At 61.4% G+C, this 25,258-nt stretch carries 23 protein-coding genes; 12 read left to right on the forward strand and 11 right to left on the reverse strand.

The genetic code is table 11. From position 1 onward, the window contains the following. Nucleotides 1–11 precede the first annotated feature (11 nt). Nucleotides 12–1,853: a dihydroxy-acid dehydratase gene (gene ilvD, locus AB5Y76_RS06885; RefSeq protein ID WP_263717856.1), complete on the forward strand. Its 1,842-nt coding sequence runs from the start codon at nucleotides 12–14 to the stop codon at nucleotides 1,851–1,853. 3 nt (nucleotides 1,854–1,856) lie between these two features. After that, a complete protein-coding gene (gene ilvA / locus AB5Y76_RS06890) occupies nucleotides 1,857–3,377 on the forward strand; it encodes a threonine ammonia-lyase, biosynthetic (RefSeq protein WP_201913314.1) in 1,521 nt (506 codons plus the stop codon). Nucleotides 3,378–3,426: 49 nt separating this feature from the next. Here the strand turns inward: ilvA and AB5Y76_RS06895 are convergent, their stop codons facing one another. Further along, on the reverse strand, nucleotides 3,427–3,879 hold the full coding sequence (locus AB5Y76_RS06895) for an HPP family protein (protein ID WP_263717879.1): 453 nt from the start codon (nucleotides 3,877–3,879) through the stop codon (nucleotides 3,427–3,429). Between the two features lie 76 nt (nucleotides 3,880–3,955). Between AB5Y76_RS06895 and AB5Y76_RS06900 the strand changes: the two genes are divergently transcribed. Together AB5Y76_RS06900 and ompA are read left to right on the forward strand one after the other, a co-directional pair. Beyond that, the gene (locus tag AB5Y76_RS06900; RefSeq protein WP_263717855.1) at nucleotides 3,956–4,522 is read left to right on the forward strand and encodes a TetR/AcrR family transcriptional regulator; all 567 of its coding nucleotides are present in this window, start codon (nucleotides 3,956–3,958) and stop codon (nucleotides 4,520–4,522) included. Between the two features lie 125 nt (nucleotides 4,523–4,647). Beyond that, entirely contained in the window at nucleotides 4,648–5,787 is a 1,140-nt protein-coding gene (gene ompA, locus AB5Y76_RS06905) for a porin OmpA (protein ID WP_263717854.1), read from the forward strand. Between the two features lie 79 nt (nucleotides 5,788–5,866). Here ompA and AB5Y76_RS06910 read toward each other — a convergent pair whose 3' ends face one another. From AB5Y76_RS06910 to AB5Y76_RS06935, 6 genes are all read right to left on the reverse strand, one after another. Further along, complete coding sequence (locus tag AB5Y76_RS06910; RefSeq protein ID WP_263717853.1) at nucleotides 5,867–6,976, reverse strand: YeeE/YedE family protein; 1,110 nt, start codon at nucleotides 6,974–6,976, stop codon at nucleotides 5,867–5,869. A gap of 122 nt (nucleotides 6,977–7,098) precedes the next feature. Continuing rightward, nucleotides 7,099–8,718 carry a methyl-accepting chemotaxis protein gene (locus AB5Y76_RS06915; RefSeq protein WP_368177698.1) on the reverse strand — a complete coding sequence of 540 codons (1,620 nt, stop codon included), beginning with the start codon at nucleotides 8,716–8,718 and terminating at the stop codon, nucleotides 7,099–7,101. A gap of 180 nt (nucleotides 8,719–8,898) precedes the next feature. Continuing rightward, on the reverse strand, nucleotides 8,899–9,795 hold the full coding sequence (rarD, locus tag AB5Y76_RS06920) for an EamA family transporter RarD (RefSeq protein ID WP_159157989.1): 897 nt from the start codon (nucleotides 9,793–9,795) through the stop codon (nucleotides 8,899–8,901). Between the two features lie 125 nt (nucleotides 9,796–9,920). After that, nucleotides 9,921–10,091, reverse strand: a complete 171-nt coding sequence (locus AB5Y76_RS06925) for a hypothetical protein (protein WP_005341999.1) — start codon at nucleotides 10,089–10,091, stop codon at nucleotides 9,921–9,923. A 126-nt stretch (nucleotides 10,092–10,217) separates the two neighbouring features. Further along, on the reverse strand, nucleotides 10,218–11,714 hold the full coding sequence (locus AB5Y76_RS06930; RefSeq protein ID WP_159157990.1) for an aldehyde dehydrogenase: 1,497 nt from the start codon (nucleotides 11,712–11,714) through the stop codon (nucleotides 10,218–10,220). Nucleotides 11,715–11,837: 123 nt separating this feature from the next. After that, complete coding sequence (locus tag AB5Y76_RS06935) at nucleotides 11,838–12,380, reverse strand: cupin domain-containing protein (protein WP_005339643.1); 543 nt, start codon at nucleotides 12,378–12,380, stop codon at nucleotides 11,838–11,840. A gap of 186 nt (nucleotides 12,381–12,566) precedes the next feature. Between AB5Y76_RS06935 and AB5Y76_RS06940 the strand changes: the two genes are divergently transcribed. From AB5Y76_RS06940 to AB5Y76_RS06965, 6 genes are all read left to right on the forward strand, one after another. Further along, nucleotides 12,567–13,898, forward strand: a complete 1,332-nt coding sequence (locus tag AB5Y76_RS06940; RefSeq protein ID WP_263717850.1) for an aspartate aminotransferase family protein — start codon at nucleotides 12,567–12,569, stop codon at nucleotides 13,896–13,898. A gap of 81 nt (nucleotides 13,899–13,979) precedes the next feature. Beyond that, a complete protein-coding gene (locus AB5Y76_RS06945; RefSeq protein WP_263717849.1) occupies nucleotides 13,980–15,476 on the forward strand; it encodes a CoA-acylating methylmalonate-semialdehyde dehydrogenase in 1,497 nt (498 codons plus the stop codon). An 83-nt stretch (nucleotides 15,477–15,559) separates the two neighbouring features. Further along, nucleotides 15,560–16,288: a glutamine amidotransferase gene (locus AB5Y76_RS06950; RefSeq protein WP_005357481.1), complete on the forward strand. Its 729-nt coding sequence runs from the start codon at nucleotides 15,560–15,562 to the stop codon at nucleotides 16,286–16,288. A gap of 183 nt (nucleotides 16,289–16,471) precedes the next feature. After that, nucleotides 16,472–17,443, forward strand: a complete 972-nt coding sequence (locus tag AB5Y76_RS06955) for a LysR substrate-binding domain-containing protein (protein ID WP_071913734.1) — start codon at nucleotides 16,472–16,474, stop codon at nucleotides 17,441–17,443. 106 nt (nucleotides 17,444–17,549) lie between these two features. Next, nucleotides 17,550–18,389, forward strand: coding sequence for a PfkB family carbohydrate kinase (locus AB5Y76_RS06960; RefSeq protein WP_100647089.1), 840 nt, complete (start codon nucleotides 17,550–17,552; stop codon nucleotides 18,387–18,389). Between the two features lie 345 nt (nucleotides 18,390–18,734). Next, nucleotides 18,735–19,187 carry an Rrf2 family transcriptional regulator gene (locus tag AB5Y76_RS06965; protein ID WP_005339654.1) on the forward strand — a complete coding sequence of 151 codons (453 nt, stop codon included), beginning with the start codon at nucleotides 18,735–18,737 and terminating at the stop codon, nucleotides 19,185–19,187. A gap of 72 nt (nucleotides 19,188–19,259) precedes the next feature. On the opposite strand, the gene AB5Y76_RS06970 is transcribed toward AB5Y76_RS06965, so the two are convergent. After that, entirely contained in the window at nucleotides 19,260–19,781 is a 522-nt protein-coding gene (locus AB5Y76_RS06970) for a ferredoxin-type protein NapF (RefSeq protein WP_005339657.1), read from the reverse strand. A 140-nt stretch (nucleotides 19,782–19,921) separates the two neighbouring features. Here AB5Y76_RS06970 and AB5Y76_RS06975 point away from each other — a divergent pair, with 140 nt between their 5' ends. Further along, the gene (locus tag AB5Y76_RS06975) at nucleotides 19,922–20,137 is read left to right on the forward strand and encodes a hypothetical protein (RefSeq protein ID WP_005339659.1); all 216 of its coding nucleotides are present in this window, start codon (nucleotides 19,922–19,924) and stop codon (nucleotides 20,135–20,137) included. Continuing rightward, nucleotides 20,134–21,474, forward strand: a complete 1,341-nt coding sequence (gene rmuC, locus AB5Y76_RS06980) for a DNA recombination protein RmuC (protein ID WP_263717848.1) — start codon at nucleotides 20,134–20,136, stop codon at nucleotides 21,472–21,474. The genes AB5Y76_RS06975 and rmuC overlap by 4 nt, the downstream gene beginning before the upstream one ends. A 139-nt stretch (nucleotides 21,475–21,613) precedes the next feature. On the opposite strand, the gene add is transcribed toward rmuC, so the two are convergent. The 3 genes from add to glnL form a co-directional block, all read right to left on the reverse strand. Continuing rightward, entirely contained in the window at nucleotides 21,614–22,615 is a 1,002-nt protein-coding gene (gene add, locus AB5Y76_RS06985; RefSeq protein ID WP_263717847.1) for an adenosine deaminase, read from the reverse strand. 141 nt (nucleotides 22,616–22,756) lie between these two features. After that, nucleotides 22,757–24,175, reverse strand: a complete 1,419-nt coding sequence (gene glnG, locus AB5Y76_RS06990) for a nitrogen regulation protein NR(I) (protein WP_005356200.1) — start codon at nucleotides 24,173–24,175, stop codon at nucleotides 22,757–22,759. A gap of 9 nt (nucleotides 24,176–24,184) precedes the next feature. Further along, nucleotides 24,185–25,240 (reverse strand): nitrogen regulation protein NR(II), encoded by a 1,056-nt coding sequence (gene glnL, locus AB5Y76_RS06995; protein ID WP_005341973.1) that lies wholly within the window; start codon nucleotides 25,238–25,240, stop codon nucleotides 24,185–24,187. Between the last annotated feature and the right edge of the window lie 18 nt (nucleotides 25,241–25,258).

A 25,258-nucleotide genomic window follows, 5' to 3' on the forward strand; every position in this document is an offset into this window, starting at 1 on the left:
GAGTAGAGACAATGCCGAAGTTGAGATCCGCCACCACCACCCACGGACGTAACATGGCCGGGGCCCGCGCCCTGTGGCGCGCCACCGGAATGACCGATCAGGATTTCGGCAAACCCATCATCGCCGTGGTCAACTCCTTCACTCAATTCGTGCCGGGCCACGTCCACCTCAAGGATCTGGGCCAGCTGGTGGCCCGCGAAATCGAAGCTGCGGGTGGTGTTGCCAAGGAGTTCAACACCATAGCAGTGGATGACGGTATCGCCATGGGCCACGGCGGCATGCTCTACTCCCTGCCATCGCGGGAGCTGATTGCCGATTCGGTGGAGTATATGGTCAACGCCCACTGTGCCGACGCCATGGTCTGCATCTCCAACTGCGACAAGATCACCCCGGGGATGCTGATGGCGGCCTTGCGCATCAATATCCCGGTCATTTTTGTCTCCGGCGGCCCGATGGAAGCGGGCAAGACCAGGCTCTCCGACCAGATCATCAAGCTGGATCTGGTGGATGCAATGATCCAGGGCGCCGACCCCAAGGTCTCCGATGCCCAGAGCGAACAGGTGGAGCGCAGTGCCTGCCCCACCTGTGGCTCCTGCTCCGGCATGTTTACCGCCAACTCCATGAACTGTCTGACCGAGGCGCTCGGCCTTTCCCAGCCGGGCAACGGCTCCATGCTGGCAACCCACGCCGATCGCGAGCAGCTGTTCAAGCTGGCGGGCCAGCGCATCGTGACTTTGGCCAAGCGCTGGTATGAGCAGGATGACGAGACCGCCCTGCCGCGCAACATCGCCACCAAGGCGGCGTTCGAGAATGCCATGGCGCTCGATATCGCCATGGGCGGCTCTACCAATACCGTGCTGCACCTGTTGGCGGCGGCGCAGGAGGCTGGCGTCGACTTCACCATGGCCGATATCGACCGCATGTCCCGCAAGGTGCCCCAGCTGTGCAAGGTGGCGCCCTCCACCCAGAAATACCATATGGAAGATGTGCACCGCGCCGGTGGCGTGGTCGCCATTCTGGGCCAGCTGGAAAAAGCGGGTCTGGTGAATGGCGATACCCGTACCGTGCTGGGTTGCTCCCTTGTCGAGCAGCTCAATGAATATGACGTCAGCCGCCAGCCGAGTCAGGAGGTGGTGGACTTCTACCGCGCCGGCCCTGCCGGCATCCGCACCATCAAGGCGTTCAGTCAGGATTGCCGCTGGCCGGAGCTGGATCTGGACAGAGCAGAAGGCTGTATCCGCTCGCTGGATAACGCCTATAGCCAGGAGGGCGGTCTGGCGGTGCTCTCTGGCAACCTCGCGGTCAACGGTGCCATCGTCAAGACTGCCGGAGTGGATGAGGAGAACCTCACCTTCCGTGGCCCGGCCCGGGTATTCGAGAGTCAGGAGAGCGCGGTGAGCGGCATCCTCGACGGTACCGTGAAAGCGGGCGAGGTGGTGGTGATCCGCTACGAAGGGCCGAAAGGGGGTCCGGGCATGCAGGAGATGCTCTACCCCACCACCTATCTGAAATCCATGGGACTCGGCAAGGCGTGTGCCCTCATCACCGATGGCCGCTTCTCCGGCGGCACCTCGGGTCTTTCCATCGGCCATGTCTCGCCGGAGGCGGCTTCCGGCGGCACCATAGGTCTGGTGGAGGATGGCGACATCATCAGCATCAATATCCCGGCCCGCAGCATGGTGCTGGAGGTGGCCGACAGCGTGCTGGCCGCCCGCCGTATCGCCGTAGAGGCTCGGGGCTGGAAGCCGCTCGATCGTCAGCGTCAGGTCTCCTTTGCCCTGCGCGCCTATGCCATGTTCGCCACCAGCGCCGATAAAGGCGCGGTTCGCGATCGCTCGATGCTGGGGGAATAAATCATGGTCTCTGCGGCGGATTATCTACGCAAGGTGTTGCTCTCCCCCGTCTATGAGGCGGCGCGGGTCACCCCCTTGCAAACCCTGAAGAAACTCTCCGAGCGGCTCGGCAACCACGTCAGCCTGAAGCGGGAGGATCTGCAACCGGTCCACTCCTTCAAGCTGCGCGGTGCCTACCACAAGATCGCCACCCTGACCGAGGAGCAGAAAGCGCGCGGCGTCATCGCCGCCTCTGCTGGCAACCACGCGCAGGGGGTCGCCCTCTCGGCCGCCAAGCTCGGTATCAAGGCGATCATCGTGATGCCCAAGACCACGCCGGACATCAAGATCGACGCGGTGCGCCGGCAGGGAGGCAACGTCATGCTGTTTGGCAACAGCTTCGACGAGGCCTATGGCGAGAGCCGCCGCCTCGCCACGCTGGAGGGCTACACCCTGATCCCGCCGTTTGACGACGTTGAGGTGATCGCCGGGCAGGGCACCATCGGCAAGGAGCTGCTGGAGCAGGATACCCACCTCACTCACGTGTTCGTGCCGGTGGGCGGCGGCGGTCTGGCCGCCGGGGTGGCGGTCTATATCAAGCAGCTGCTGCCGGATGTGAAGGTGATCGGGGTGGAGGCGGAGGGCTCCGCCTGCCTCAAGGCCGCGCTGGCGGCCGGCGAGCCGGTCAATCTGGAGCGGGTCTCGCTGTTTGCTGACGGGGTGGCGGTCAAGCGCATCGGCGAGGAGACCTTCCGCCTCTGCAACCAGTATCTGGACGAGGTGGTGACAGTCTCCAACGACCAGATCTGTGCCGCGTTGAAAGACATCTTCGACGACTGCCGCGCCATCGCCGAGCCTTCGGGCGCCCTGTCGTTGGCGGGCCTCAAGGCCTACAGCGAGCGGGAGCAGGTCAAAGGGGGGCGGATGGCGGCCATTCTGTCCGGCGCCAACGTGAACTTCCACAGCCTGCGCTACGTCTCCGAGCGCTGCGAGATCGGTGAGAAGCGCGAGGGCATGCTGGCGGTGACCATCCCCGAGCGCAAGGGGGCCTTCCTCGACTTCTGCCGTCAGCTGGGGCCCCGCATGGTGACCGAGTTCAACTATCGCTATGCGGACGCGGAGCAGGCGTCGCTGTTCGTTTCGGTGCGCCTCACCGGCGGTGACGAGGAGCTGGGCCAGATCATCGATCAGCTCGGCGGCAACGGCTATCCGGTGGTCAACATGACCGAGAGCGAGCTGGCCAAGAACCACGTGCGCTACATGATTGGCGGTCGCCCGGCCCGGCCCCTCGGTGAGCGTCTCTACAGCTTCAAGTTCCCGGAGCAGCCAGGGGCCCTGATGCGCTTCCTGGAGACCCTGGGCTGTCGCTGGAACATCAGCCTGTTCCACTACCGCAACCACGGCGCCGACTACGGACGGGTGCTCTGCGCCTTCGAGCTGCCGGACGAGGACGTGGCGGCTTTCCACGACTACCTGCACGAGATTGGCTACGGCTGGAAAGAGGTGAGCGATGACCCCGCCTACCGGCTGTTTCTGGCTAGTTGATGGCGAGATCGGTATGAAGCAGGAGGGAGGCGTTGGCCTCCCTCTGTTTTTAGGCTGCAATTGGGAACTTCTGTCTGAGCCATTGAAATCCATGGGCCAGCGCCATCAGTAGCAGGGTGCCGGGCAGCACCGTTTGCCACACGAATGCTGGCTCTTGTCCTGTCATCAGGATCAGCAAGGGATTGGCGCCTGCCGGAGGGTGAAGAATATTTAGTCCCTGCATCAGTGCGATAGCCAGCCCGGTTGCCAGAGCCATCTGCATTTCAGCAGGGAGGGGAAGCATGCCGATGACCAGTCCGACGCAGGCCGTCAGCAGGTTTCCACCCAGCACGTTTTTGGGGCGCGCCAGCGGACTATCTGGCAGGGAAAACAACAACACACAGCTGGCCCCGAAGGGTGCCATGACTAGCGCGACATGCCAGCTCAGATTGAGCCATCCCAATATGCCGATGGTGAGTGCGGCGCCCACACCTGCCCATAACGGGCCATACCATTTTGTCATCATGCTTTCCTCTTGGTTTGCCAGAACTGATTAGGCACATTAGGTAGACAGATCGGTGTACTTCAAGAGGCAAATCATGAGTGAGAAGCGTCAACAACTGGTGGCGACAGCCTACCGTCTGTTCAACCGTCATGGCTTTCATGCCACCGGCATAGATCGCATCTGGGCCGAGGCGGGGAGTACCAAGCGCACCCTCTATCGCCACTTCCCGACCAAGGATGCCTTGATTGAGGAGGTGCTGCTCGCTCGTGACCGGGAGTTCTTCGTCCTGCTTGACCAGCGGCTGGCCGGTGTGAGCGGACGTGAAGCTCGCCTGCAGGCGCTGTTTGACGGTTTTGCAGAGTGGTTTGGCCGCTCTGATTTCTATGGCTGCAACTTTATCAACGCCAGCGCCGAGTTTGCCGACCCACGCCATCCGGTGCGTAAGCTGGTGATGGCCCACAAGCAGGCGTTATTGGGCTGGGTGATAAACCAGCTCAACTGTTCTCTGGCACAGGCCACCGAGCTTTGCCTGTTGCTGGAGGGGGCGATCGTGATGGCTCACAGCTATCAGCAGCCACTGGCGCTGGAGCAGGCCAGAATGCTGGCAAAGACCATTTTGACCGACGATACCGCGATAATGCAGGCCGCTTCACACTCCTGAGCTGCTGGTCATTTGAGGCTGCGTTCGGATGGGATACCCTGAATAGCGGAGAGGCCGCCTGACGGCTTCACACAGGGAAAGTGCGCACTCAGGCGCCCATAACGACTTATTGCAGAGGCGAAAATATGAATAAATCCATGCTTGCCGTATTGGTCAGTGGTTTGTTGGCGGCCGGAGCCGTGCAGGCTGCCGCTCAGGACAATACCTGGTATGTCGGTGGCAAGGCCGGTTGGTCCAATTACTATGGCGTTGATTACAACCAACAAGTTAAGGATGTAGTCGATTTTGTATCACCCAGTGATAAACAAAGTGATCTCGGTTTGGGTGGTTTTGTCGGCTATCAGCTTAATCAGAACTTGGGTTTTGAGTTGGGTTATGACTGGCTTGGTAAGTATCAGCTTGATAAAACTGCGTCCTTGGGAACCCTGTCTGCCGGGTTGCACGGTGAAGCTAAAGCGCAAATGATACAGGCCACCATGAAGATTAGTTTCCCTGCTACATCTGTATTGGATGTCTATGGTCGCTTGGGCGGCGCGTATGCCTGGACTGAGAGCTCTTATTCCGGTTGGTATAAAGATTCCGCTACCCCAGCCAACGATGTGTCATTTGACAATAATGGACACAAATACCATGGCGCTGCGTTTGTTGGTGCACTTGGTGTTGAATATGCCATCGACAAAGACTGGGCTGCTCGCCTTGAATACCAATACACCACCCCGTTGGGCAGTACATCTGAAGATCGTTCCGGTATAGAGATGGATAATGGTCTGCTCTCTGTTGGGATGCTCTATCGCTTCGGTCAGCAAGGTGGCGAGGTCGTAGCACCGGCGCCCGCTCCGGCCGCCGAACCGGCACCTGTAGCCGTGGTTGAGCCCAAGACCTTCAGTCTGAGTTCCGATGTGCTGTTCGAGTTCAACAAGGCGACCCTGAAGCCGGCTGCCAATCAGGCGCTCGATGCCCTGTTCAGCCAGATTGTGGCGGCCAATCCGAAAGATGGCGTCGCAACTGTCATCGGTTATACCGACCGCATCGGTTCCGACAACTACAACCTGGCCCTCTCCGAGAAGCGTGCCCAGAGCGTGGCCAGCTATCTGGTATCCAAAGGCTTGTATGCCGACAAGGTACGGGTCGAGGGGCGTGGCAAGTCCAATCCTGTCACTGGCAACAGCTGTGCCAGCCGCTCCAAGCAGGAGCTGATCGCCTGTCTGGCACCGGATCGCCGGGTAGAAATCCATCTGGAAGGGGTTTCCCAGCCTGTCCAATAAGCAGAGCGACGGGAGCAATAAATGTAAAAACGGGAGGCTTGGCCTCCCGTTTCTTATGGGGTGTTTACGATGTTGAGCCTCAGAGCCCGAACAGCGGGCGCAGGCGAATGCCGATGAGGCTGCCAGCGAGGGCCATCAGCATCCAGACCCAGCCGTGCAGGCTGCCAGATGCCGTGCCATCAAAGAAGCCGCCGAGGTTGCAGGCGGCGTACATGGCGCCCATCCCCATCAACAGGCCGCCGATGATGGAGGCCAGACTGTTGCCGATCCGCATCGGGGCGAAGTTACCACCACCGCTGATGCAGCGCGCCAGCATGGCCCCCAGAATGCCGAGCCAGAACATGCCGACCATGGGGTTGATAAAGAGTGGCTGGGCCAGCTTGGGGTTGCCCTCGAACAGGCCAAACAGGGAGGCACCGCGCAGCGCCATGTCATAGACGGCGCCGGTGATGGTCCAGGCCGAGCCGTGCAGAGCGACCACGGACGAGTTGAGCAGGGCGATGATGATGCCGCCGGTCAGCACGGTGAAGCGGCCATCGCGCCAGAACAGGTTGCCGCCGCTGAAGAGGGGCTTGAGCTCGCCGGTGCGCTTGAGTTCGCTCTTGCGAAACAGCAGGAACAGCGCGGCGACCAGCGCCAGGTTGAGCAGCATGCCGCTCCAGATATTGCCGGTCAGATCCCGGGCCAATACCACATGGCTGGAGAAGGTAGCCTCCAGTTCGGGGCGGAACTGGTTGCTGATCAGGGTGCCGATGCCGTAGCAGATCAGCACCAGCCAGAAGCGGGGTTGTCCCTCGCCGCAGCAGTAAAGAGTGCCGGTGGCGCAGACGCCTGCCAGCTGCATGCCGATGCCGAACAGGAAGGCACCGACGATGAAGGGAATGCCGATAGCCATCACGTTACCCACCATGGCATCGCCAAAGAGGGCGTGGCTAAAGGAGAGGAAGGTGGTGAACAGCAGAATTTCGATGGCGATGGTGAGCAGGTGAACCCGCACATAGTAACTGTTGCGCTTGGTTAGCATTTCGCGCCAACCGAATACGATGCCGAAGCGACTGAAGGAGAGGGTGAAGCCGAAGCCGAATCCGATCAGGGCCATCAGAGCCCATTTCATACCAAAGGTGTTGCCAAGCCAGAGTAACGCTCCCCCCGCGATTACCACGATGGGGAGCGACCATTTTCGAGTCATGTCAGTTGATCCTTGCAGTTGGTTTTCAGAGGGGCGGATCCTATTCCCTCATGGAGTCTAGTGCTACCCATTTAACCAATGCAGAGAAAAAGGGGAGCGCAGACTCCCGTCAGCGCCGGGGATCAATGGCGGGGGGTGTCGAGATGGAAGTGGTGAGTCTGCCTGGTCAGGATGCGGGCGTGTTGGGCGACCATGGTCGCCTCTTCGGCGGCCTGACTGGCGCTCTGGTTGGCCTCGGCCGCCAACCGCGACATCTCGCCGACCTGATGGTGGATCCCTTGTACCAGCCGGGTCTCATCGCTCATCAACTGATCGACCTGAGCGATGCGCTGGTTGATCTCCTCGCAGCTCTGCGCGATCCGGGCGACGCTCTGGCGCGCTGTCATCGTGTGAGTGACCGCCTGTTCGACCCGGGCCAGCTCGGTATCCATCTCGCTGGCGGCGCGCAGGCTGACATCCTGGATCTTGCCGATGATGGTGTTGATCTCGGTGGTGGCGCTGCCGGTGCGGGTCGCCAGCGAGCGCACTTCATCGGCTACCACGGCAAAACCGCGCCCTTGTTCACCTGCCCGCGCCGCTTCAATGGCGGCGTTCAGCGCCAGCAAATTGGTCTGCTCCGCAATATCGTGAATGGCGCCTGCCAGCCCGGCAATCTGCTGCGAGAGGCCAGCCAGATCCGAAATGGTATGGGAGACCTGCTTCACGCCCGTGACTTGCTCCCCGATCACCTGTTCCACGGTGTGGATGGCGAGCGTCGCCTCTTGTGCCCGCTCTGCTGACTGCAGGGTTTGCTCCCCTACCTGATGCAGCTGGCTACCCGCCTGTTCAATGGAGTGGGTGAGCTGCTCGATGGCCTGTTCGATATGGTGGGCCGCCCCGACCTGTGCCTGACTGTCATCGGTGTGCCGTTGTGCCATGGCGGTCAGGCTGGTGGCGCGATCATCCAGCGTACTGGCGCTGCGTTGCAGGGACTCCACCAGGGTTGCCAGCTGGTCACGCATGGCCCCGATCTGGCGGATCAGCTCGCCGATGGCATCGAGGCCCGGCTCCGGCATGGGGCGGTTCAACTCCCCTTCGGCGATCGCGGCGGTCGCCTTGCCTGCGGCCAGCAGCCGCTGTTGGGTGGGGCGTCCCAGCCAGAAGATGAGCCCGGCCCCCAGCATTGCAGCGCACAACAGCAGGCCGTAGCAGAGTCGGGTTGTGTTGGCTAGATGGGCCATTTGCTCGGCGGCATACTCGTTACCGCGGATGACGGTGGCGTCCACCCCTAGCCGGTGGGCGTTATAGAGGGTGTGCAGGCGTGCTGCAAGCGCGCCCGCCTGCGCCAGATCCCCAGCCTTGATGGAGGGGACAAACTTGTCGTTGAGCAACTGCCAGAACAGCTCCCCCTGCACTTTTTGCTCCCCCAGCAGCAACTCCCTGAGGGGCTCGTTCAGGCTGCTCTCTTGCCAGAAGCGGTTACGGCTCTCGAACTCTTGCTGCAGTCGGGCGAGGGTTTGCAGCAGGGCCTCCCGCTCCTCCGGTTTGGCATGGAGCAGGGTGTAGACCTGCAACTGGGATTCGATAAGGTAGAGGGGCGGCGGCAGAATATCGGCTACCACATCCTTCCCCTGTCCCATCTGATCGGCTGCGCTCCGGACCGAGTAAAGCCCGAAAAAGCTGATGGAGATCAGCGTGATAATGACCATGATCCCCAGAACCTGACCAAAAAGCAGGGATCTGTCGTGAATGTGCTTGAGCATGTTGCCTCCATTCGGCTCCGTTCATGGATAGCATAGCTCTCTGGCGGGATGGTGCGACTCGGGTATGGTCTGTTGATGGTCAGTCGGCTCTGGAGAAGGGGGAGTAGCAGTCTGAAAACCGCTGGTGGCACGAAAAAGAACCCCGGCGGATGAGCCGGGGTCGATGGTGGTGAGGCGGTGTCAGGTCCGGCTTGGCGCGGCTTTGCCGCTGCGCAGCCCATCCAGACTGAACAGCACCAGCGCGCTCCAGATGCAGGCAAAGGTGAGCAGTTTGTCCATCGCCAGCGCTTCCCCATAGAGGGTGACTGCGAGGATAAACATCAGGCTGGGGCCTATGTACTGGAAGAAGCCCAGGGTGGAGAGCTTGAGCCTGGTCGCGGCGGCAGTGAAGCAGAGCAGGGGGGCCGTGGTGACGGCGCCTGCGGCGATCAGCAGCAGGTTGAGGTGCCAGTCGTTCTGGGTGAGATGGCTGGTGGGGCTGTCGGCAAAGCCCCACAGATAGATGGCCGCTGGCGGCAGCATGATCATGGTTTCGATCAGCAGACCGGTGAGGGCATCGAGGGCCAGTTTTTTGCGCACCAGTCCATAGATGGCAAAACTCGATGCCAGCACCAGCGCAATCCAGGGCAAGGAGCCAAAGGCGATAAGCTGGATCGCCACCCCTGCAAAGGCCAGCGCCACTGCCCACCACTGCAGGCGGCGCAGCTTCTCGCTCAGAAACACCATCCCCAGCAGCACGTTGAACAGCGGGTTGATGTAGTAGCCGAGGCTGGCATCCAGCATATGACCGTTGTTGATGGCCCAGATGAACAGCAACCAGTTGCCGCCGACGGTGACCGAGGTAAACGCCAGGGTGAGCAACACTTTTGGCTGGCGCAGCACCGCCTGCACCTTGTGCCACTGGCGCCCTGCCAGGGTGAGTACTATCAGCAGCACGCAGGACCAGATCATCCGGTGGGTCAGGATCTCGGCGGCCGGAACGGCAGAGATGGTCTTGAAATAGATGGGGGCTATGCCCCAAAGGGTATAGGCGCACAGGGCGTAGATGACGCCCTGACGCTGGATCTGTTGCGGCATGCGGATGACCTTTACTGAAGCGTTGGATGCGGGAAAACATCGCAAAAAATCAGTGTAGCGATCCTTTTGCGGGGAAAGAAGCGAATAAACGAAGTTTGAGGGATAGGAGGAGTGTGGCTGGCCGGTCAGCCTTTACCGCGGCGGATCTTGTCGACGTCCATCAACAGCCACAACATCAGGGCGATGGCGGAGATCCAGGGGCCCCAGGTCACGTAGGCCTCGCCGTGCCCCAGCACGAAGAACAGCAGGGGCAAACCGATCACCAGAAAAAGTACGCTTCCCAGAAAAAATAGCATTTTTGTCTTTATATTTAACATGTTGGCTTTTTTATCATTATAAGGATTGAGCCCGATGATGGAAGGCCAAAAATGCAAAAGGGGGATTTCTCCCCCTTTTTGATCCGATAGTGCTGCTTTGTCGTGTTATTCCAGCTGAATCCAGGTGCTTTTCAGCTCGGTGTACTTCTCCAGCGCATGAAGTGACTTGTCGCGACCGTTGCCGGACTGTTTGAAGCCGCCAAACGGCATGGTCATGTCACCACCGTCCCAGTTGTTGACGAACACGGTACCGGCGCGCAGGGCGCGCGAGCCTTTCACCGCCTTGTTGAGATCAGCCGTCCAGATCGCCGCCGCCAGCCCATAGTCGGTGTCGTTGCCGAGCGCAATGGCTTCTTCCAGCGTATCGAAGCCGGTCACCGCCAGCACAGGGCCGAAGATCTCCTCGCGGAATATGCGCATCTGCGGGGTCACGTCGTCGAAAATAGTGGGTTCGATATAGAAGCCGCCACTCTCCATATTGGTGCGGTTGCCACCCAGCAGCAGCTTGGCCCCCTCCTGCTTGCCAATCTCGATATAGCGCAGCACCTGCTCCATCTGGATGTGATCCACCATGGCGCCGATGCGGGTCGCAGGGTCGAGCGGGTTGGCCGAGATCCACTCGCGGGCATGGGCCAGCAGTCGCTCCATAAATTGCGGTTTGATGCTGTTTTGTACCAGCAGGCGGGAGGCTGCGGTGCACACCTCGCCCTGGTTGTAGAAGATAGCGCCAGCGGCGCTCTTGGCCGCAGCGTCTAGATCCGGTGCGTCGGCCAGTATGATGTTGGGGCTCTTGCCGCCGCACTCCATAAAGGCGCGCTTGAGGTTGGACTTGCCGGAGCACTCCACCAGATGTTTACCGATCTTGGTGGAGCCGGTGAAGGTGATGCAGTCCACATCCATATGCATGGCCAGCGCCTCGCCCACGGTGTGGCCAAAGCCAGGCAGCACGTTGAACACGCCGTCCGGAATACCCGCCTCCTTGGCCAGACCGGCGATACGCAGGGCGGTCAGGGGCGATTTTTCGGAAGGCTTGAGAATGACCGAGTTGCCGGTAGCGAGCGCCGGGCCCAGCTTCCAGCAGGCCATCACCAGCGGGAAGTTCCAGGGCACTATGGCGGCAACCACCCCGAGCGCTTCGCGGGTCACCAGTGCCAGTGCTGACTCCTCCACCGGGGCGACCTGATCGTAAATCTTGTCGATCGCTTCGGCGTTCCAGGCGATACAGTTGGCGGCGGCGGGGGCGTCATAGCCCATGGCATCGCCGATGGGTTTGCCCATATCCAGCGACTCCAGCAGCGCCAGCTCCACCTTGTTGAGGCGCATCAGCTCGGCGAAGCGCTGCATGATCTGCTTGCGCTGTTTCGGCGGCAGGCCGCTCCAACGCTTGTCGTTGAAGGCGTCACGCGCAGCCTGTACCGCCAGTTCGGCATCGGCGGAATCGCAGGCTGCCACCTTGGTCAGCAGCTTGCCGTTGGCCGGGTTGATGCAATCGAAGGTGGCGCCATTGACGGCATCCCGATAGCTGCCGTTGATAAAGGCTTGCGAGGGCAGGGTCAGATGGGCGGCCTTGTGTTGCCACTGGGCCAGGGTCAGGTCACTCATGTTCACTCCTTGAACCGGCAAAAGTCAGTTTCCGCGTATCAATATGCTAAACATCCTGCCGCTTGTAAATCCATCTTGTAACAATTCATTAAACATTGCCCCCTGCCGATGCGCGTCTGAATGTCAGAAACTGGCGGGGGTGTTGGCCGAGATCAGCACGCACTCCTGTTCGCCACTATTGCGAAAACGGTGGGGGGTGCGGCTGTCGAAGTAGTAGCCATCCCCGGCGCCCAGCAGGTAGATCTGCTCGCCCACGGTCACTTCAACCTCGCCCTTGATGACGATGCCGCACTCTTCACCCTCGTGGCTCAGCATGTCGTCGCCGGTGTCGGCGCCAGGTGGCAGCACCTCCTGCAACATGCCGATGGCGCGGTTGGCGCGGCTGTGCCCGACCAGCCGGTAGCTGATGGGATGCGTGCCGAGATCCGGCATATCGGCGGCGCGGAAGATCACTTCGGTGCCCATTTCAGTCTCTTCGGTGAAGAAGCTGGCTAGCGACATGGGGATCCCTTCCAGCACCTTGCGCAGGGAGGCGACAGAGGGGCTCACCTGATTTTTCTCGATCTGGGAGATAAATCCGTTGGTCACACCGGAGCGCTTGGCCAGCTCGCGCTGGGAGAGGGCCGCCTTGGTGCGAACCGCCTTGAGGCGGTGACCGATATCCATCTATAGACACTCCTTGGCTGTTTACTATTATTAAAATTGTGTTAAATATCTTATACCACCCTGCTGATGCGTCTAGCTAGGGGTGGCACCAGACAGGGCGATAACGGGCCCTTTTTTATGGATTCAGGTGTTTAATTTAATAGGCATTGGCCGACAGTTGCTAAACACCTTAAGGATGAGGTGACCATGAAACCGATCAGCGACATCAATACGCCCTCCGACATGTCCGCCTTCTGGATGCCGTTCACCGCCAACCAGCAGTTCAAGGCAGCGCCGCGTATCCTGAAGTCGGCAGAGGGGATGTATTATCACTCAGAGGATGGCCGCAAGATACTGGATGGCACAGCCGGACTCTGGTGTTGCAACGCGGGCCATGGTCGGCGCGAGATTGCCGAGGCGGTCTCCCAGCAGATTTCCCACCTCGATTTTGCCCCCACATTCCAGATGGGCCACCCCCTGCCGTTCGAGCTGGCCAACAAGCTGGTGGAGATCGCTCCCAAGGGGTTTGGCCACGTCTTCTACACCAACTCCGGTTCCGAGTCGGTCGATACCGCGCTGAAAATCGCGCTGGCCTGGCAGCGGGCTCGCGGTCAGGGCACCCGCACCCGGCTGATTGGTCGCGAGCGTGGCTATCACGGGGTCGGCTTTGGCGGTATCTCGGTAGGGGGCATTCCCGGCAACCGCAAGTGGTTCGGCTCCCTGCTGACCGGGGTGGATCATCTGCCCCATACCCTCAACATCGCCAAGAACGCCTTCACCAAAGGGCTGCCCGAGGAGGATGTGGCGCTGGCCAACGAGCTGGAGAAGATCGTCTTCCTGCACGATGCCAGCAATATCGCGGCGGTGATCGTCGAGCCCATCGCTGGCAGTACCGGCGTGCTGATGCCCCCCAAAGGCTACCTCAAGCGGCTGCGGGAGATTTGCACCAAGCACGGCATCCTGCTGATTTTTGACGAGGTGATCACCGGTTTCGGTCGCCTCGGCTCCCCCTTCGCCGCACAGGAGTTCGATGTCATCCCCGACATGATCACTTGCGCCAAGGGGCTGACCAACGGCGCTATCCCCATGGGCGCGGTGCTGGTGCAGAAGCACATTTATGACGACATGATGGCGGCAGGAAAGGGGGCTATCGAGCTGTTCCACGGCTACACCTACTCCGGCCATCCGGTGGCTGCGGCTGCGGGGCTCGCGACCCTCGAGATCTATCGCAACGAGAACCTGCTCAGCCGCGCAGCCGATCTGGCTGGCTACTGGGAGGAGGCGGCCCATTCGCTGAAGGGCTGCAAGCATGTGAAGGATGTACGCAACTACGGGCTGGTGGCGGGTATCGAGCTGGAATCGATGCCGGATGCACCGGGCAAACGCGCCTACGAGGTGTTCGTGCGCTGCTTCGAGAAGGGGGCATTGATCCGGGTGACCGGCGATATCATCGCCCTGTCGCCGCCCCTCATCATCGAGCGCAGCCAGATCGACGATCTCTTCACCCTGCTGCAGGATGCCCTGCAGGCACAACCTTAACCCATTTGATGGCCCCGCACTGGCGGGGCCTTGCGTTGATTTGCTCAGCGCATTTACCGCATCAGTTATCACGGAGGATACATGACATACAGGGTCAGCAACTTCATCAACGGCCAGCCGCAGGAGAGTCGCAGCGAGCGCCAGGGGGCCATCTTCAATCCCGCCTGCGGCAAGCAGCAGGGGAGCGTCGGGCTGTCCAGCGCCGCCGAGTGTCAGGAGGCGATCGCCATAGCCGAGCGCGCCTTTGCCGACTGGTCACAAACCCCCCCGCTGGTGCGGGCCCGGGTCTTTTTCCGCTTCAAGGAGTTGATGGAGCAGCACAGGGACGAGTTGGCCCAGCTCATCAGCCGCGAGCATGGCAAGGTCTTCTCCGATGCGCAGGGTGAGTTGACCCGCGGGCTGGAGGTGGTGGAGTTTGCCTGCGGCATTCCCCATCTGCTCAAGGGGGAGCATTCCCTCAACGTCGGTCGCGGGGTAGACAGCTACTCCATGATGCAGCCGGTGGGGGTCTGCGCCGGTATCACCCCGTTCAACTTCCCGGCCATGGTGCCGCTCTGGATGTTCCCGGTCGCCATCGCCTGCGGCAATACCTTCATTCTCAAGCCCTCCGAGAAGGATCCCTCTCTCTCGCTGCGGATGGCAGAACTGCTCAAGGAGGCCGGTCTGCCTGACGGCGTGCTCAACGTGGTGAACGGTGACAAGGAGGTGGTGGACGTGCTGCTGACTGATCCGCGGGTCGGTGCCGTGTCGTTTGTCGGTTCCACCCCAATCGCCCAGTACATCTATGCCACCGCCTCGGCCCACGGCAAACGGGTACAGGCGCTGGGCGGCGCCAAGAACCACATGGTGGTGATGCCGGATGCGGACCTCGATCAGGCGGTCTCCGCCCTGATGGGGGCTGCTTATGGGGCCGCGGGCGAGCGCTGCATGGCCATTTCGGTGGCCGTGGTGGTGGGTGACGAGACCGCCGATGCCCTGGTGGCCAAGCTGACGCCGCTGGTGGAAAAACTGCGGGTGGGCCCGGGGCTGGGCCAGAGCCCGGAGAACGAGATGGGGCCGCTCATCAGCAAGGAGCATCTGGCCAAGGTGCGTGGCTACGTGGATCAGGGGGTGGCCGAAGGGGCCGCGCTGCGGGTCGATGGTCGCACCCTGAGCCACGACGAGGGTTACTTTATCGGGGGCAGCCTGTTTGACGAGGTGACCCCCGAGATGCGTATCTATCGCGAGGAGATCTTCGGCCCTGTGCTCTCCATCGTGCGGGTACCGGACTACGAGACGGCGCTGCGGCTCATCAACGAGCACGAGTACGGCAACGGCACCGCCATCTTTACCTGCGACGGCGACACCGCGCGGGACTTCACGGCGCGGGTGCAGGTCGGTATGGTAGGGGTGAACGTTCCCATTCCGGTGCCGATGGCGTTTCACAGCTTTGGCGGCTGGAAGCGCTCCATCTTCGGGCCGCTCAACATGCACGGGCCGGACGGGGTTCGCTTTTATACCCGGATGAAGACGGTGACGGCGCGCTGGCCTCAGAGCCTGCGCAGTGGTGCCGAGTTCTCCATGCCGACCATGAAGTGACGCGCTGGCGCGTGCTCATGGCCTAACCTCTTGCCCCCGCCGGTCAATGATTGGCGGGGGCGAACTCTGTAAAGGAACAACAGATGCGATTGGGAATTCTCGATTGTGACCGGCTCGATCCCGATCTGGCGGATCGTTTTGGCCCCGTTTACTCCGAGATGTTTATCAGGGGCTTTGCGGCCCTAGCCCCCGAACTGGAATTTCGGGTCTGGTCGGCTCTCGATGGGGAGCTGCCGGAGGATCTGCATGAGTGCGATGCCTGGCTTATCACAGGTTCGCGCCACGATGCTTACAGCGATATCCCCTGGATTCAGGCACTGCGGGCGTGGATCCGTCAGGCGCACGATGCCGACGTCAAGCTGGCCGGTGTCTGCTTCGGTCATCAGGTGATCGCCCAAGCGCTCGGTGGCGAGGTGGTGAAGTCCACCAAGGGATGGGGGCTGGGAGTGTCTGTGCATCCCATGCTGGCAGATGAGCCCTGGATGGCGCCAGCGCGGGATCAGATCCGCATTCTGGCCAGTCATCAGGATCAGGTGGCCCTGCTGCCGCCGGGGGCGACCCGACTGGCGGGCAACGATTTTTGTCCCAACTTCATGTTTTTGCAGGGTGATCACATCGTCGCCATTCAGGGACATCCGGAGTTCTCGGTGGAGTACAACCGGGCGCTGATCGAGCGGCGCCGTGGCCTGTTGCCCGACGAGCGCTACCAGAGCAGCCTTTCCTCGCTGGAGGGGGAGGTGGATTCGGCGACCATGATGCAGTGGCTGCTGCAGTTTCTGGGGATCCTGCCGCTGCGGGCTGGCGCGGCCTGAACCCGGTTTGTCAGCCACCCCTTCGGATGCTAGATTTTGTAGCAAAATGAAGGATCAAGCGCTGAGATGTCGGGATCGGATGGTACACTGGCCGCCCATGTGGCGGCCTGTTTGTCTGGCTTGATTGCCGTCCCGGCCTGAGCCAAACCCGTCTGAGCCAAACCAGTGTGAGAGTGTGACGCCTTGAAACTACAGCAATTGAAGTATTTGATCGCGATCCGGGACCACAACCTCAATGTGTCCGTGGCTTCCGATGCGCTCTTCACCAGTCAGCCGGGGGTCAGCAAACAGATTGGCCTGCTGGAGAGCGAGCTGGGAGTGCGGATTTTCGAGCGCCGTGGCAAGCACCTGCACCGCATTACGCCGGTGGGGGAAGAGATCATCAAGTGTGCCGAGGCGATGCTCAATATCGAGAGCAAGATTAAGGCGATCTCCCGCGAGTATCTGGACCCGACCGTGGGCACCCTCAATATTCACACCACCCACACCATAGCCCGCTATCTGCTGCCCAAATCGGTTACCTACTTCACCAAGAAGTACCCCAAGATCTCGTTCCACCTTCATCCGGTGATGTCGGCGAGCAAGGAACAGATCAGCAAGGGCTACTCCGATTTTTCCATCGTTGCCCACGAGATTGGCTTCGACAAGGAGCTGATTGCGCTGCCCGCCTACCTCTGGACTCTCTCGCTGGTGGTGCCGCAGGATCACCCGCTGGCCAAGGTGAAGAAGCCGACCCTGGAGCAGCTCTGTCACTACCCCATCCTCAGTTACGAGAGTGGCGCCACTGGCCGTCAGGTGCAGGACGAGGTATTCCATGCCGCCGGTCTCACCCCGAGCTACTACATGACGGTGATGGACGCCGGGGTGATCAAGCGCTACGTGGAGCTGGGCTTTGGCATCGGCATCATCTCCTCGCTGGTGGCCAACGACACCGACAGCCCCGGGCTGGTCTCCATCAATCTGGAGCACCTGTTCAAGCCCTGTCCGGCGCAGATCTGTTTCAGCAAGAGCATCCTGCTGCAGAACTATATGTATGACTTCATCAGCTCCTTCTCGCCCCACCTCACCAAGGAGGTGATCCAGAGCGTGATGCAGCAGCCGACCCAGGCGCGCATCGACGAGCTGCTGGCCGGGGTGGAGCTGCCCATCTATTGATCCCGATCGGATTCCCGATCGCTGCCGGTTGTCTCTTCTGTCAGGCTGGGCTCTACTCGGGGTTCAGCCTGTCTCTTTTGGGCTATCTCCATCGTCTGAGGTCTCTATGTCCCGCATTCTGCTGCTTGCCAATCTCAACTGTGATCATGTGCTCTCCCTCTCCGAACCGCTGGTGGCGGGGGCCCGGCTGCAATATGTGGATCAGGGGCGCAGGCTGGGCGGTGGCGCGGCCAACACCGGCATCGGGCTGGTGTGGGCGGGTCACGAGGTGACCATCGCCTCCCGTATCGGGCTGGACGAGACCGGCGACTGGCTGCTGGAGCAGGCGGCCGGTTACGGGCTGGATTGCAGCCATGTGGAGCGCTTTGGCGGCGAGACCGGCGAGCTGCTCATTCTGGTGGACTCCACCGGCGAGCGCACCATACTGCGCCGCCCGCGGCGTCCCGACCTGCCCGGCGATCTGCCGCTGGATGGGGTGGATTGCCTCTATGTGAACTATCCCGGCACCGCCATCATCAGCTACATGCGCCAGATGCTCGGCAAGAGCTTCGTGGTAGCTCAGTATCCCAAGGGCGGCCAAGCGCGCCGCCCCTGTCATGTGCTGGTGGCCTCCCGCTCCGATCTCGGTGAGGTGAGCGACCCCTGGCAACATGCCCGTCAGCTGGCGGGGGAGCAGCTCGAATGGCTGGTGCTGACCGAAGGGAAGGCGGGCGCCGTGGCCATCCACGGCGATGAGCAGATCCGGGTCGCTGCCCGGCCGGTCTCGGTGGTCGATACAACGGGGGCGGGAGATGCTTTCGCCGGCGGATTGATCCACGGTCTGGCGCGGGGCATGGCCATCAAGGATGCGTTGCAGTGTGCGGTGGACTGGGGGGCGTTTGCCGTCGCCTCCGAGAGCTCCATTCCCTCGGTCGCCCTGAAAAACTGGTTGAAACAACCCCACTGAACCACCTCTTTGACGGTCGATTGAGGGGCGGTTTGCGGGCCATATGGCTGCTGGTCGAAGGGGCTTGGCGAGGGGGACTATTCGGTAGATTTACCCGCCATAAAGCGGGCAAACGCCGGGCTAACCCGGCAAGTTTGCGATCAATCAAAGAAAGTGTCGATTTATGTGCATCTTCATCGACACCCGGTTGTGCTGCTCTTAACCTGTCACTCCGCAACTCAGATTAAGAGACAGGCCCCCCTCTGGCAAACCAATGGGCAAACAGAGGCAAACCGGTTGTCTCCTGCCTCTTAGCTCAATGTTGTCGTCCTGATTTCTGGCTTGTAGTAAGAGGCAAGTGCGACCATGCAACTGACACGATTTACCGACTACGCCCTGCGTACCCTGACCTTCCTGGCGGTTCAGCCGGGGGATCGTCTGTCGACCATTACCGAAGTGGCCGATACCTTCGGCATCTCTCGCAACCACGTGGTCAAAATTGTGCACCAGCTTGGCATCAAGGGGTACATCGAGACGGTACGTGGCAAGCACGGTGGTATTCGCCTCGGTCGCTCTGCGGTCTCCATCAATTTGCGGGATGTGGTGATGGACATGGAGCATGTGCTCTGTCCGGTCGATTGCAAGCGCGAGAACTGCCGTCTCTCCGGCGGCTGCCGCATTCAGGGCATTCTGCGCCGCGCCATGAACGCCTTCCTCGAAGTGCTGGGTGAGTACACTCTGGCTGATGCGGTGCGCGATCCTAACCGTCTCTGCCACCTGCTGGGTATCGAGCAAGAGACTATTGTGACCATGGCCTGACGGGGCGCGGAATATTGAACAAGATGTGAAAGGGGCCTGATGGCCCCTTTTGCTTTTGTACGCAGGTGGTTTTTAGCGACTGCCTGGCTGGCGGATCAGGGTGATGGCGCCGTGCAGGCAGGCGAGGCCGCAGGCACCGCAGCCATTGCAGGCATCCATATTGACGTTGATGCCGTCGGCCGTGGCCTTGATCGCCTGTTGTGGGCAGGCATCTTCACAGAGCAGGCAGTAGAAGCCCTGCCGTGCCTGACAGCTCTCTTCAATCTGCACCCGGGTCTGCACCTGCCGACCCAGTTGCAGGTCGAGGGCGCCGGTGGGACAGGCTCTGGCGCAGCTGCCGCAGTAGCTGCACTGGCCGCAGGCGAGATCGAGCACCGGGGTACCGGCGATGGGGCTCCCCTCGTACTCCTCCTGGGTGGCCGGTTTGAGCAGACCACGCGGGCAGGCCTTGAAACACTCGCCACAGCGGGTGCAGAGGGAGAGGTACTGGGACTCCTCGATGGCCCACGGCGGGCGCGCTTCATGGCAAACCACGGCGGGCTTGCGGGAAGCTTGCCAACCTTGTGTCAGCCAACGGAGGAAATAGTGAGTCATGCTCGCCCCTGATACCTATTAGGGGTTAATTTTATCGAAGTTTCGGGAAGCAGGCCAGAGAATAGCGGCTGTCAGGATCGCAAGCACAGTTGCCCTTGTGTAAGCTAGGCGGGTCTTATTACGTGGTTGAATGAAAACATATGTGGCTATTTCTCTGGCGTGCGTCCCTGCTCTATGTCTTTCCCCTGCTGATGTGGGCCTACTGCCGCATCAAGGATATCGAGTTCGCCGAGCTTGATACCGGCGTCAACACCCACAAGTGGGTGGTGCTGGCCGCCTACCTTATCTACGTGGTGCTCTGGATCCTGGTTAACCGCTATCTCGAACTCTTCCTGCGTCAGCGGAGCCGCAAATGATCGACCCCGGGCTCTGGGGGATCTTGTTGCCCACCGCTGTGCTGGCCCTCGGGCTTGGCTGGCTGATCGGGCGACGGGCCGCCACGGCGCAGGCTCAGGAGCTGATGCTGGTGCAGGAGCGCCATCAGGCGCTACAGGATCGCTTCGACGAGTTGCAGGATGAGCGGATACAGGGTCAGCAGAAGCTGGATCAGCAGCAGACCCTGCTGATCAAGCTCACCGCCCGCCTCAAGGATGCGGAAGCGACCCTGCGCAGCGAGCGGCTTGCCGCCGCCGAGAAGCTGCAGCTGCAACAGGAGGCGGAGCAGCGCCTCAGCCAGCAGTTCGAGAATCTCGCCAACCGGATCTTCGAGCAAAACTCCGGCAACTTCCGCGAATTGAACCAGAACAGCCTCGATCTGCTGCTCACGCCACTCAAGGAGCAGCTCGAGGGTTTTCGCCGTCAGGTAGGCGAGACTCACGCGCAGGAGACGGCCCAGCGCCACAGCCTCAAGTTCGAGCTGGAGCGTCTCGCCGAGCTCAACGCCCGCATGACCGAAGAGGCGGCGGCACTGACCCGCGCCCTCAAGGGTGACAGCAAGCAGCAGGGCAACTGGGGCGAGGTGGTGCTGGCGCGCATCCTCAGCGAATGCGGCTTGCGCGAGGGCCACGAGTACCACACCCAGGTCAATATCGAGGTAGAGAAGGGCAAGCGCTACCAGCCCGACGTGATTGTCCACCTGCCGCAGGAGAAGGACATCATCATCGACGCCAAGGTGTCGCTGACCGCCTACGAACGCTGGTACAACGCCGATGACGAGCTGGAGAAGGCGGTGGCGCTCAAGGAGCACGTCGCCTCGGTGCGCAACCATATCCGCGAGCTGGGTCGCAAGGATTACCAGCAGCTGCCCGGGGTGCGTACCCTCGACTATGTGCTGATGTTCGTGGCGGTGGAGCCCGCCTTCCTCACCGCGATGGAGGCCGATCCTTCGCTGGTACGTTACGGTCTCGACAACAACATCCTGCTGGTGAGCCCCACCAACCTGATGGTGGCGCTGCGCACCATCGAGAACCTGTGGCGCTACGAGCGGCAGAACCAGAATGCTCGCCAGATTGCCGAACGGGCCGGTCGCCTCTACGAAAAGCTGCGGCTGTTTGTCGAGGAGATGCAGCAGATGGGCGGCAGCCTGCACAAGGCGCAGGAGAGCTACGACAAGGCGATGGGACGGCTGGTCAACGGCCGTGGCAACCTGATTGCCCAGGTCGAGCGTTTCCGCGAGCTGGGGGTGGAGGTGACCAAGAGTCTGCCCGAGCCGCTGGTGGAGCGGGCGCTGGAGCGCGACAAGGAGCGGGAGTAGTTAGCCTGATCCGGCTTGTCAGCAAAAGGCCCAAACCCGGTTTGGGCCTTTTACTATCTACCGTTTGCCCATCATCAGAAAGCTGAACCGCAAACGGCCCACCGAAGTGGGCCGTTTTTATTTGCAATACCGATGTTAATCAGCGGCTGGCGACGCGGGCGCTCAGTTCGGCTTTCTCGCTATCGCTCAGGAAGGCCAGGGTCAGGCCATTCTGCTGGGCGGTGCGGATCTCGCTCGCGGTCATGCCCGCGGCCGGGGCGGCCACTTCATATTCGTGGGGCAGATCGATGCCTTCCACCGCCGGGTCGTCGGTGTTGAGGCAGGCCAGCACGCCGGCAGCCAGGAACTGGCGGATCGGGTGTTCGGTCAGGCTCGCCACCGTGGTGGTCTGGACGTTGGAGGTGAGGCAGGACTCGATGCCGATGCGGTGCTCGGCCAGATAGGCCATCAGGGCCGGGTCCTGAATCGCTTTGACGCCGTGGCCGATACGCTCGGCGCCCAGCTCGCGAATGGCCTGCCACATGCTCTCGGGGCCAGCGGCTTCACCGGCGTGTACGGTGACGCGCATGCCTGCATCGCGCACCTTGCGGAAGTGGTCGACAAAGAGTTCGCCTGGGAAACCCAGCTCGTCACCGGCCAGATCGATGGCGACCAGCTTGTCGCGGTGAGCCAGACAGGCGGCCAGCTCCTGATTGCACTGCTCGGTGCCGAAGGTGCGGCTCATGATGCCGATCAGGTTGGTCTTGATACCGAAATCGCGGCTGCCCGCGGCCACGCCGTCGATGATGGCTTCCACCACGCCCTGCGGGTGCAGCTTGTGGGTCATGGCCATATAGGCCGGGCTGAAGCGCAGCTCGGCATAGTCGATACCGGCGCGCAGCAGATCTTCCACGTTCTCGTAGGCGACCCGGCGGCAGGCGTCATAGTCAGCCAGCACGGCCACGCCCCAATCCAGCTTCTTCAAAAAGGCAACCAGACTCGGCTCGTTCTCGACGATCTGCACGTGGGGACGCAGGGCTTCCAGCTCGAAGGCGGGCAGCTGGATATTGTGTTGGCGACCCAGCTCGAGGATGGTTTGCGGGCGGATGTTGCCGTCCAGATGGCGGTGCAGGTCGGTCAGGGGGATAGATCTGTCAATCATGGGGGCGCCCTCGTCGAGTCAGGTTTGAAAGCCTGCCATTCTAGGCGGGGCTTTCAAAAAAGATACCCCGTTTATGGTTAAACGGGGTTCTGGCGGACGGTGATTTGTCAGGGCGTGATGGGAATCGTTTTTCCCAGGGACTCAGGAGAGATCGAGTTCCTTCAGCTTGCGGGTCAGGGTGTTGCGACCCCAGCCAAGCAGGCGCGCCGCCTCCTGCTTGTGGCCATGGGTGTGTTCTAGTGCCGTTTCCAGCATGATCCGCTCGAACTGGGGCATGGCATCGGCCAGGATGTCTGTCTCTCCCAGCGCCAACTTGCTGGCCACCCACTCCTGCAACTGCTGCTGCCAGCAACCTGGCATCGCCGGTTGGCCCGGTTCGGCGTTGTGGGTGATGGGGGTGAGCAGCTCGGCAGGCAGGTCGCCGACCAGCACTTCTTGCCCCGAAGCCATCACGGTAAGCCAGCGGCAGACGTTCTCCAGCTGGCGCACGTTGCCCGGCCAGGGCAGGCGGCTGATATAGGCCTGGGTATCGGGGTGCAGGCTCTTGGCCTCGACGTTCAGCTCTTTGGCTGCGCGCAACAGGAAGTGACGGGCCAGCTGGGGAATATCCTCACGGCGCTCCTTGAGAGCGGGGATGTGGATGCGGATGACGTTGAGGCGGTGGAACAGATCCTCGCGAAACTCGCCATCGGCGACCCGTTTCTCCAGATTCTGGTGGGTGGCGGCGATGATCCGTACATCCACCTGCACCGGCTGGTGGCCGCCGACTCGATAGAACTGGCCATCGGCCAAGACCCGTAGCAGCCGGGTCTGCACATCCAGCGGCATGTCGCCGATCTCGTCGAGAAACAGGGTGCCGCCGTCGGCCTGCTCGAAGCGGCCATGGCGGATGTTGTTGGCGCCGGTGAAGGCCCCCTTCTCGTGACCGAACAGTTCCGATTCGATGAGATCTTTCGGAATGGCAGCCATGTTGAGGGCGATAAAGTTCTTGTGGGCGCGCGGGCTGTGCTTGTGCAGCGCATGGGCGACCAGCTCCTTGCCGGTACCGCTCTGACCGTTGATCAACACAGATATGCTGGAACGCGAGAGACGGCCGATGGCGCGGAACACCTCCTGCATCGCCGGTGCTTCACCGATGATCTCGGGAGTGGCGGTGGCTTCTTGCTGGCGAGACTTGCGCTTGGTGCGCTGCTCCTTGAGATGATTCTCGGCGCGGCGTACCAAGGTCACGGCTTCGTCGATGTCGAACGGTTTGGGCAGGTACTCGAAGGCGCCGCGCTGGTAGGCGTTGACCGCGCTGTCGAGATCCGAGTGGGCGGTCATGATGATGATGGGCAGATCGGCCTGACGGCGGTGGATCTGCTCCAGCAGGCTCAAACCATCGATGCCGGGCATCCGGATATCGGAGAGGATCACATCGGGCGAGCGCAGCTCAAGGGCGTGCAGCAGGGCTTCGCCATCGGCAAAGCTCTCGCAGTTGAAGCCTTCGCTGCCGAGAGTGCGCTCCAGCACCCAGCGGATAGAACTGTCGTCATCGACGATCCACACTTTGGCGGTCATGGGGTTCCCTTACTTGCGAAGCGGTAGAAAAATGGTGAATTCGGTGTGACCCGGCCAGCTGATGCAGTCAATCCGCCCCTTGTGCTGGTCGATCAGGTTCTGGGCGATGGAAAGGCCGAGCCCGGTTCCCCCCTCTTTGCCGGTGATCATCGGGTAGAACAGGGTGTCGCGAATGGCGTCGGGAATGCCGGGGCCGTTGTCGATGATCTTGATCTCCGCTGCCAGCCGGTAACGCTGGCCGTGGATGGTGATCTGGAACGCGGTGCGGGTCTTGATACGGATAAGCCCAGTCTGATCGCCGAGTGCTTCGGCGGCATTGCGCACTATGTTGAGAAACGCCTGCTGCAGCTGATCCGGCTCCATCTCGAATTCGGGGATGCTGGGGTCGTAATCCCGTTCGATGCGCACCGTCGGTGGTAGCTCCAGCTCCACCAGTCGGCGTACCTGCTCCAGCACCGAATGGACATTGTGCATCTGGTGACGGCCGGGGCGCTGGGGGCCGAGCAGCCGATCGACCAGTACCCGCAGCCGATCGGCCTGTTCGATGATGATGCCGGTATATTCGCGCAGCGCCGGATCCGGCAGCTCTTTTTGCAGCAACTGGGCCGCGCCGCGCAGGCCGCCGAGGGGATTCTTGATTTCGTGGGCCAGCCCGCGCACCAGCTCCTTGGCCGCCAGCTGCTGGGCATGTTGCTGCTGTTCCTGACTGATCTTCTTCTGCTGGTCGATCTTGCGCAGCTCCACCACCAGCAGACGTTGTTCGTGGTCGGCCATCGGGGTGGCGCTCAGCTCCACCAGTCGCGGTTCTCCCTCTACCACCAGAGTCACTTCGCTATCGGTAAAGCCTTGCCCTGACACGAGGCACTGCTTGAGCCGCTGCAAATCGAGGGAGATATGTTCCAGTAGATGGGGCAGTTCGATGCCGATCAGCCGGCGTTCACTGAGAGAGAGCAGCTGTTCAGCCGCCGGGTTGACGAACTGGATGCAGAGCCGCTCATCCATCAGGATCACGGCGGTCAGCAAATTATCCAAGAGTGTTTTGGCGTTGTCCGAGCGGGTTGGCACAGGTTTCTCCCTAAAACG

The sequence above is a fragment of the Aeromonas sp. R1-2 genome (assembly GCF_040908505.1).
GTDB lineage: Bacteria > Pseudomonadota > Gammaproteobacteria > Enterobacterales > Aeromonadaceae > Aeromonas > Aeromonas veronii.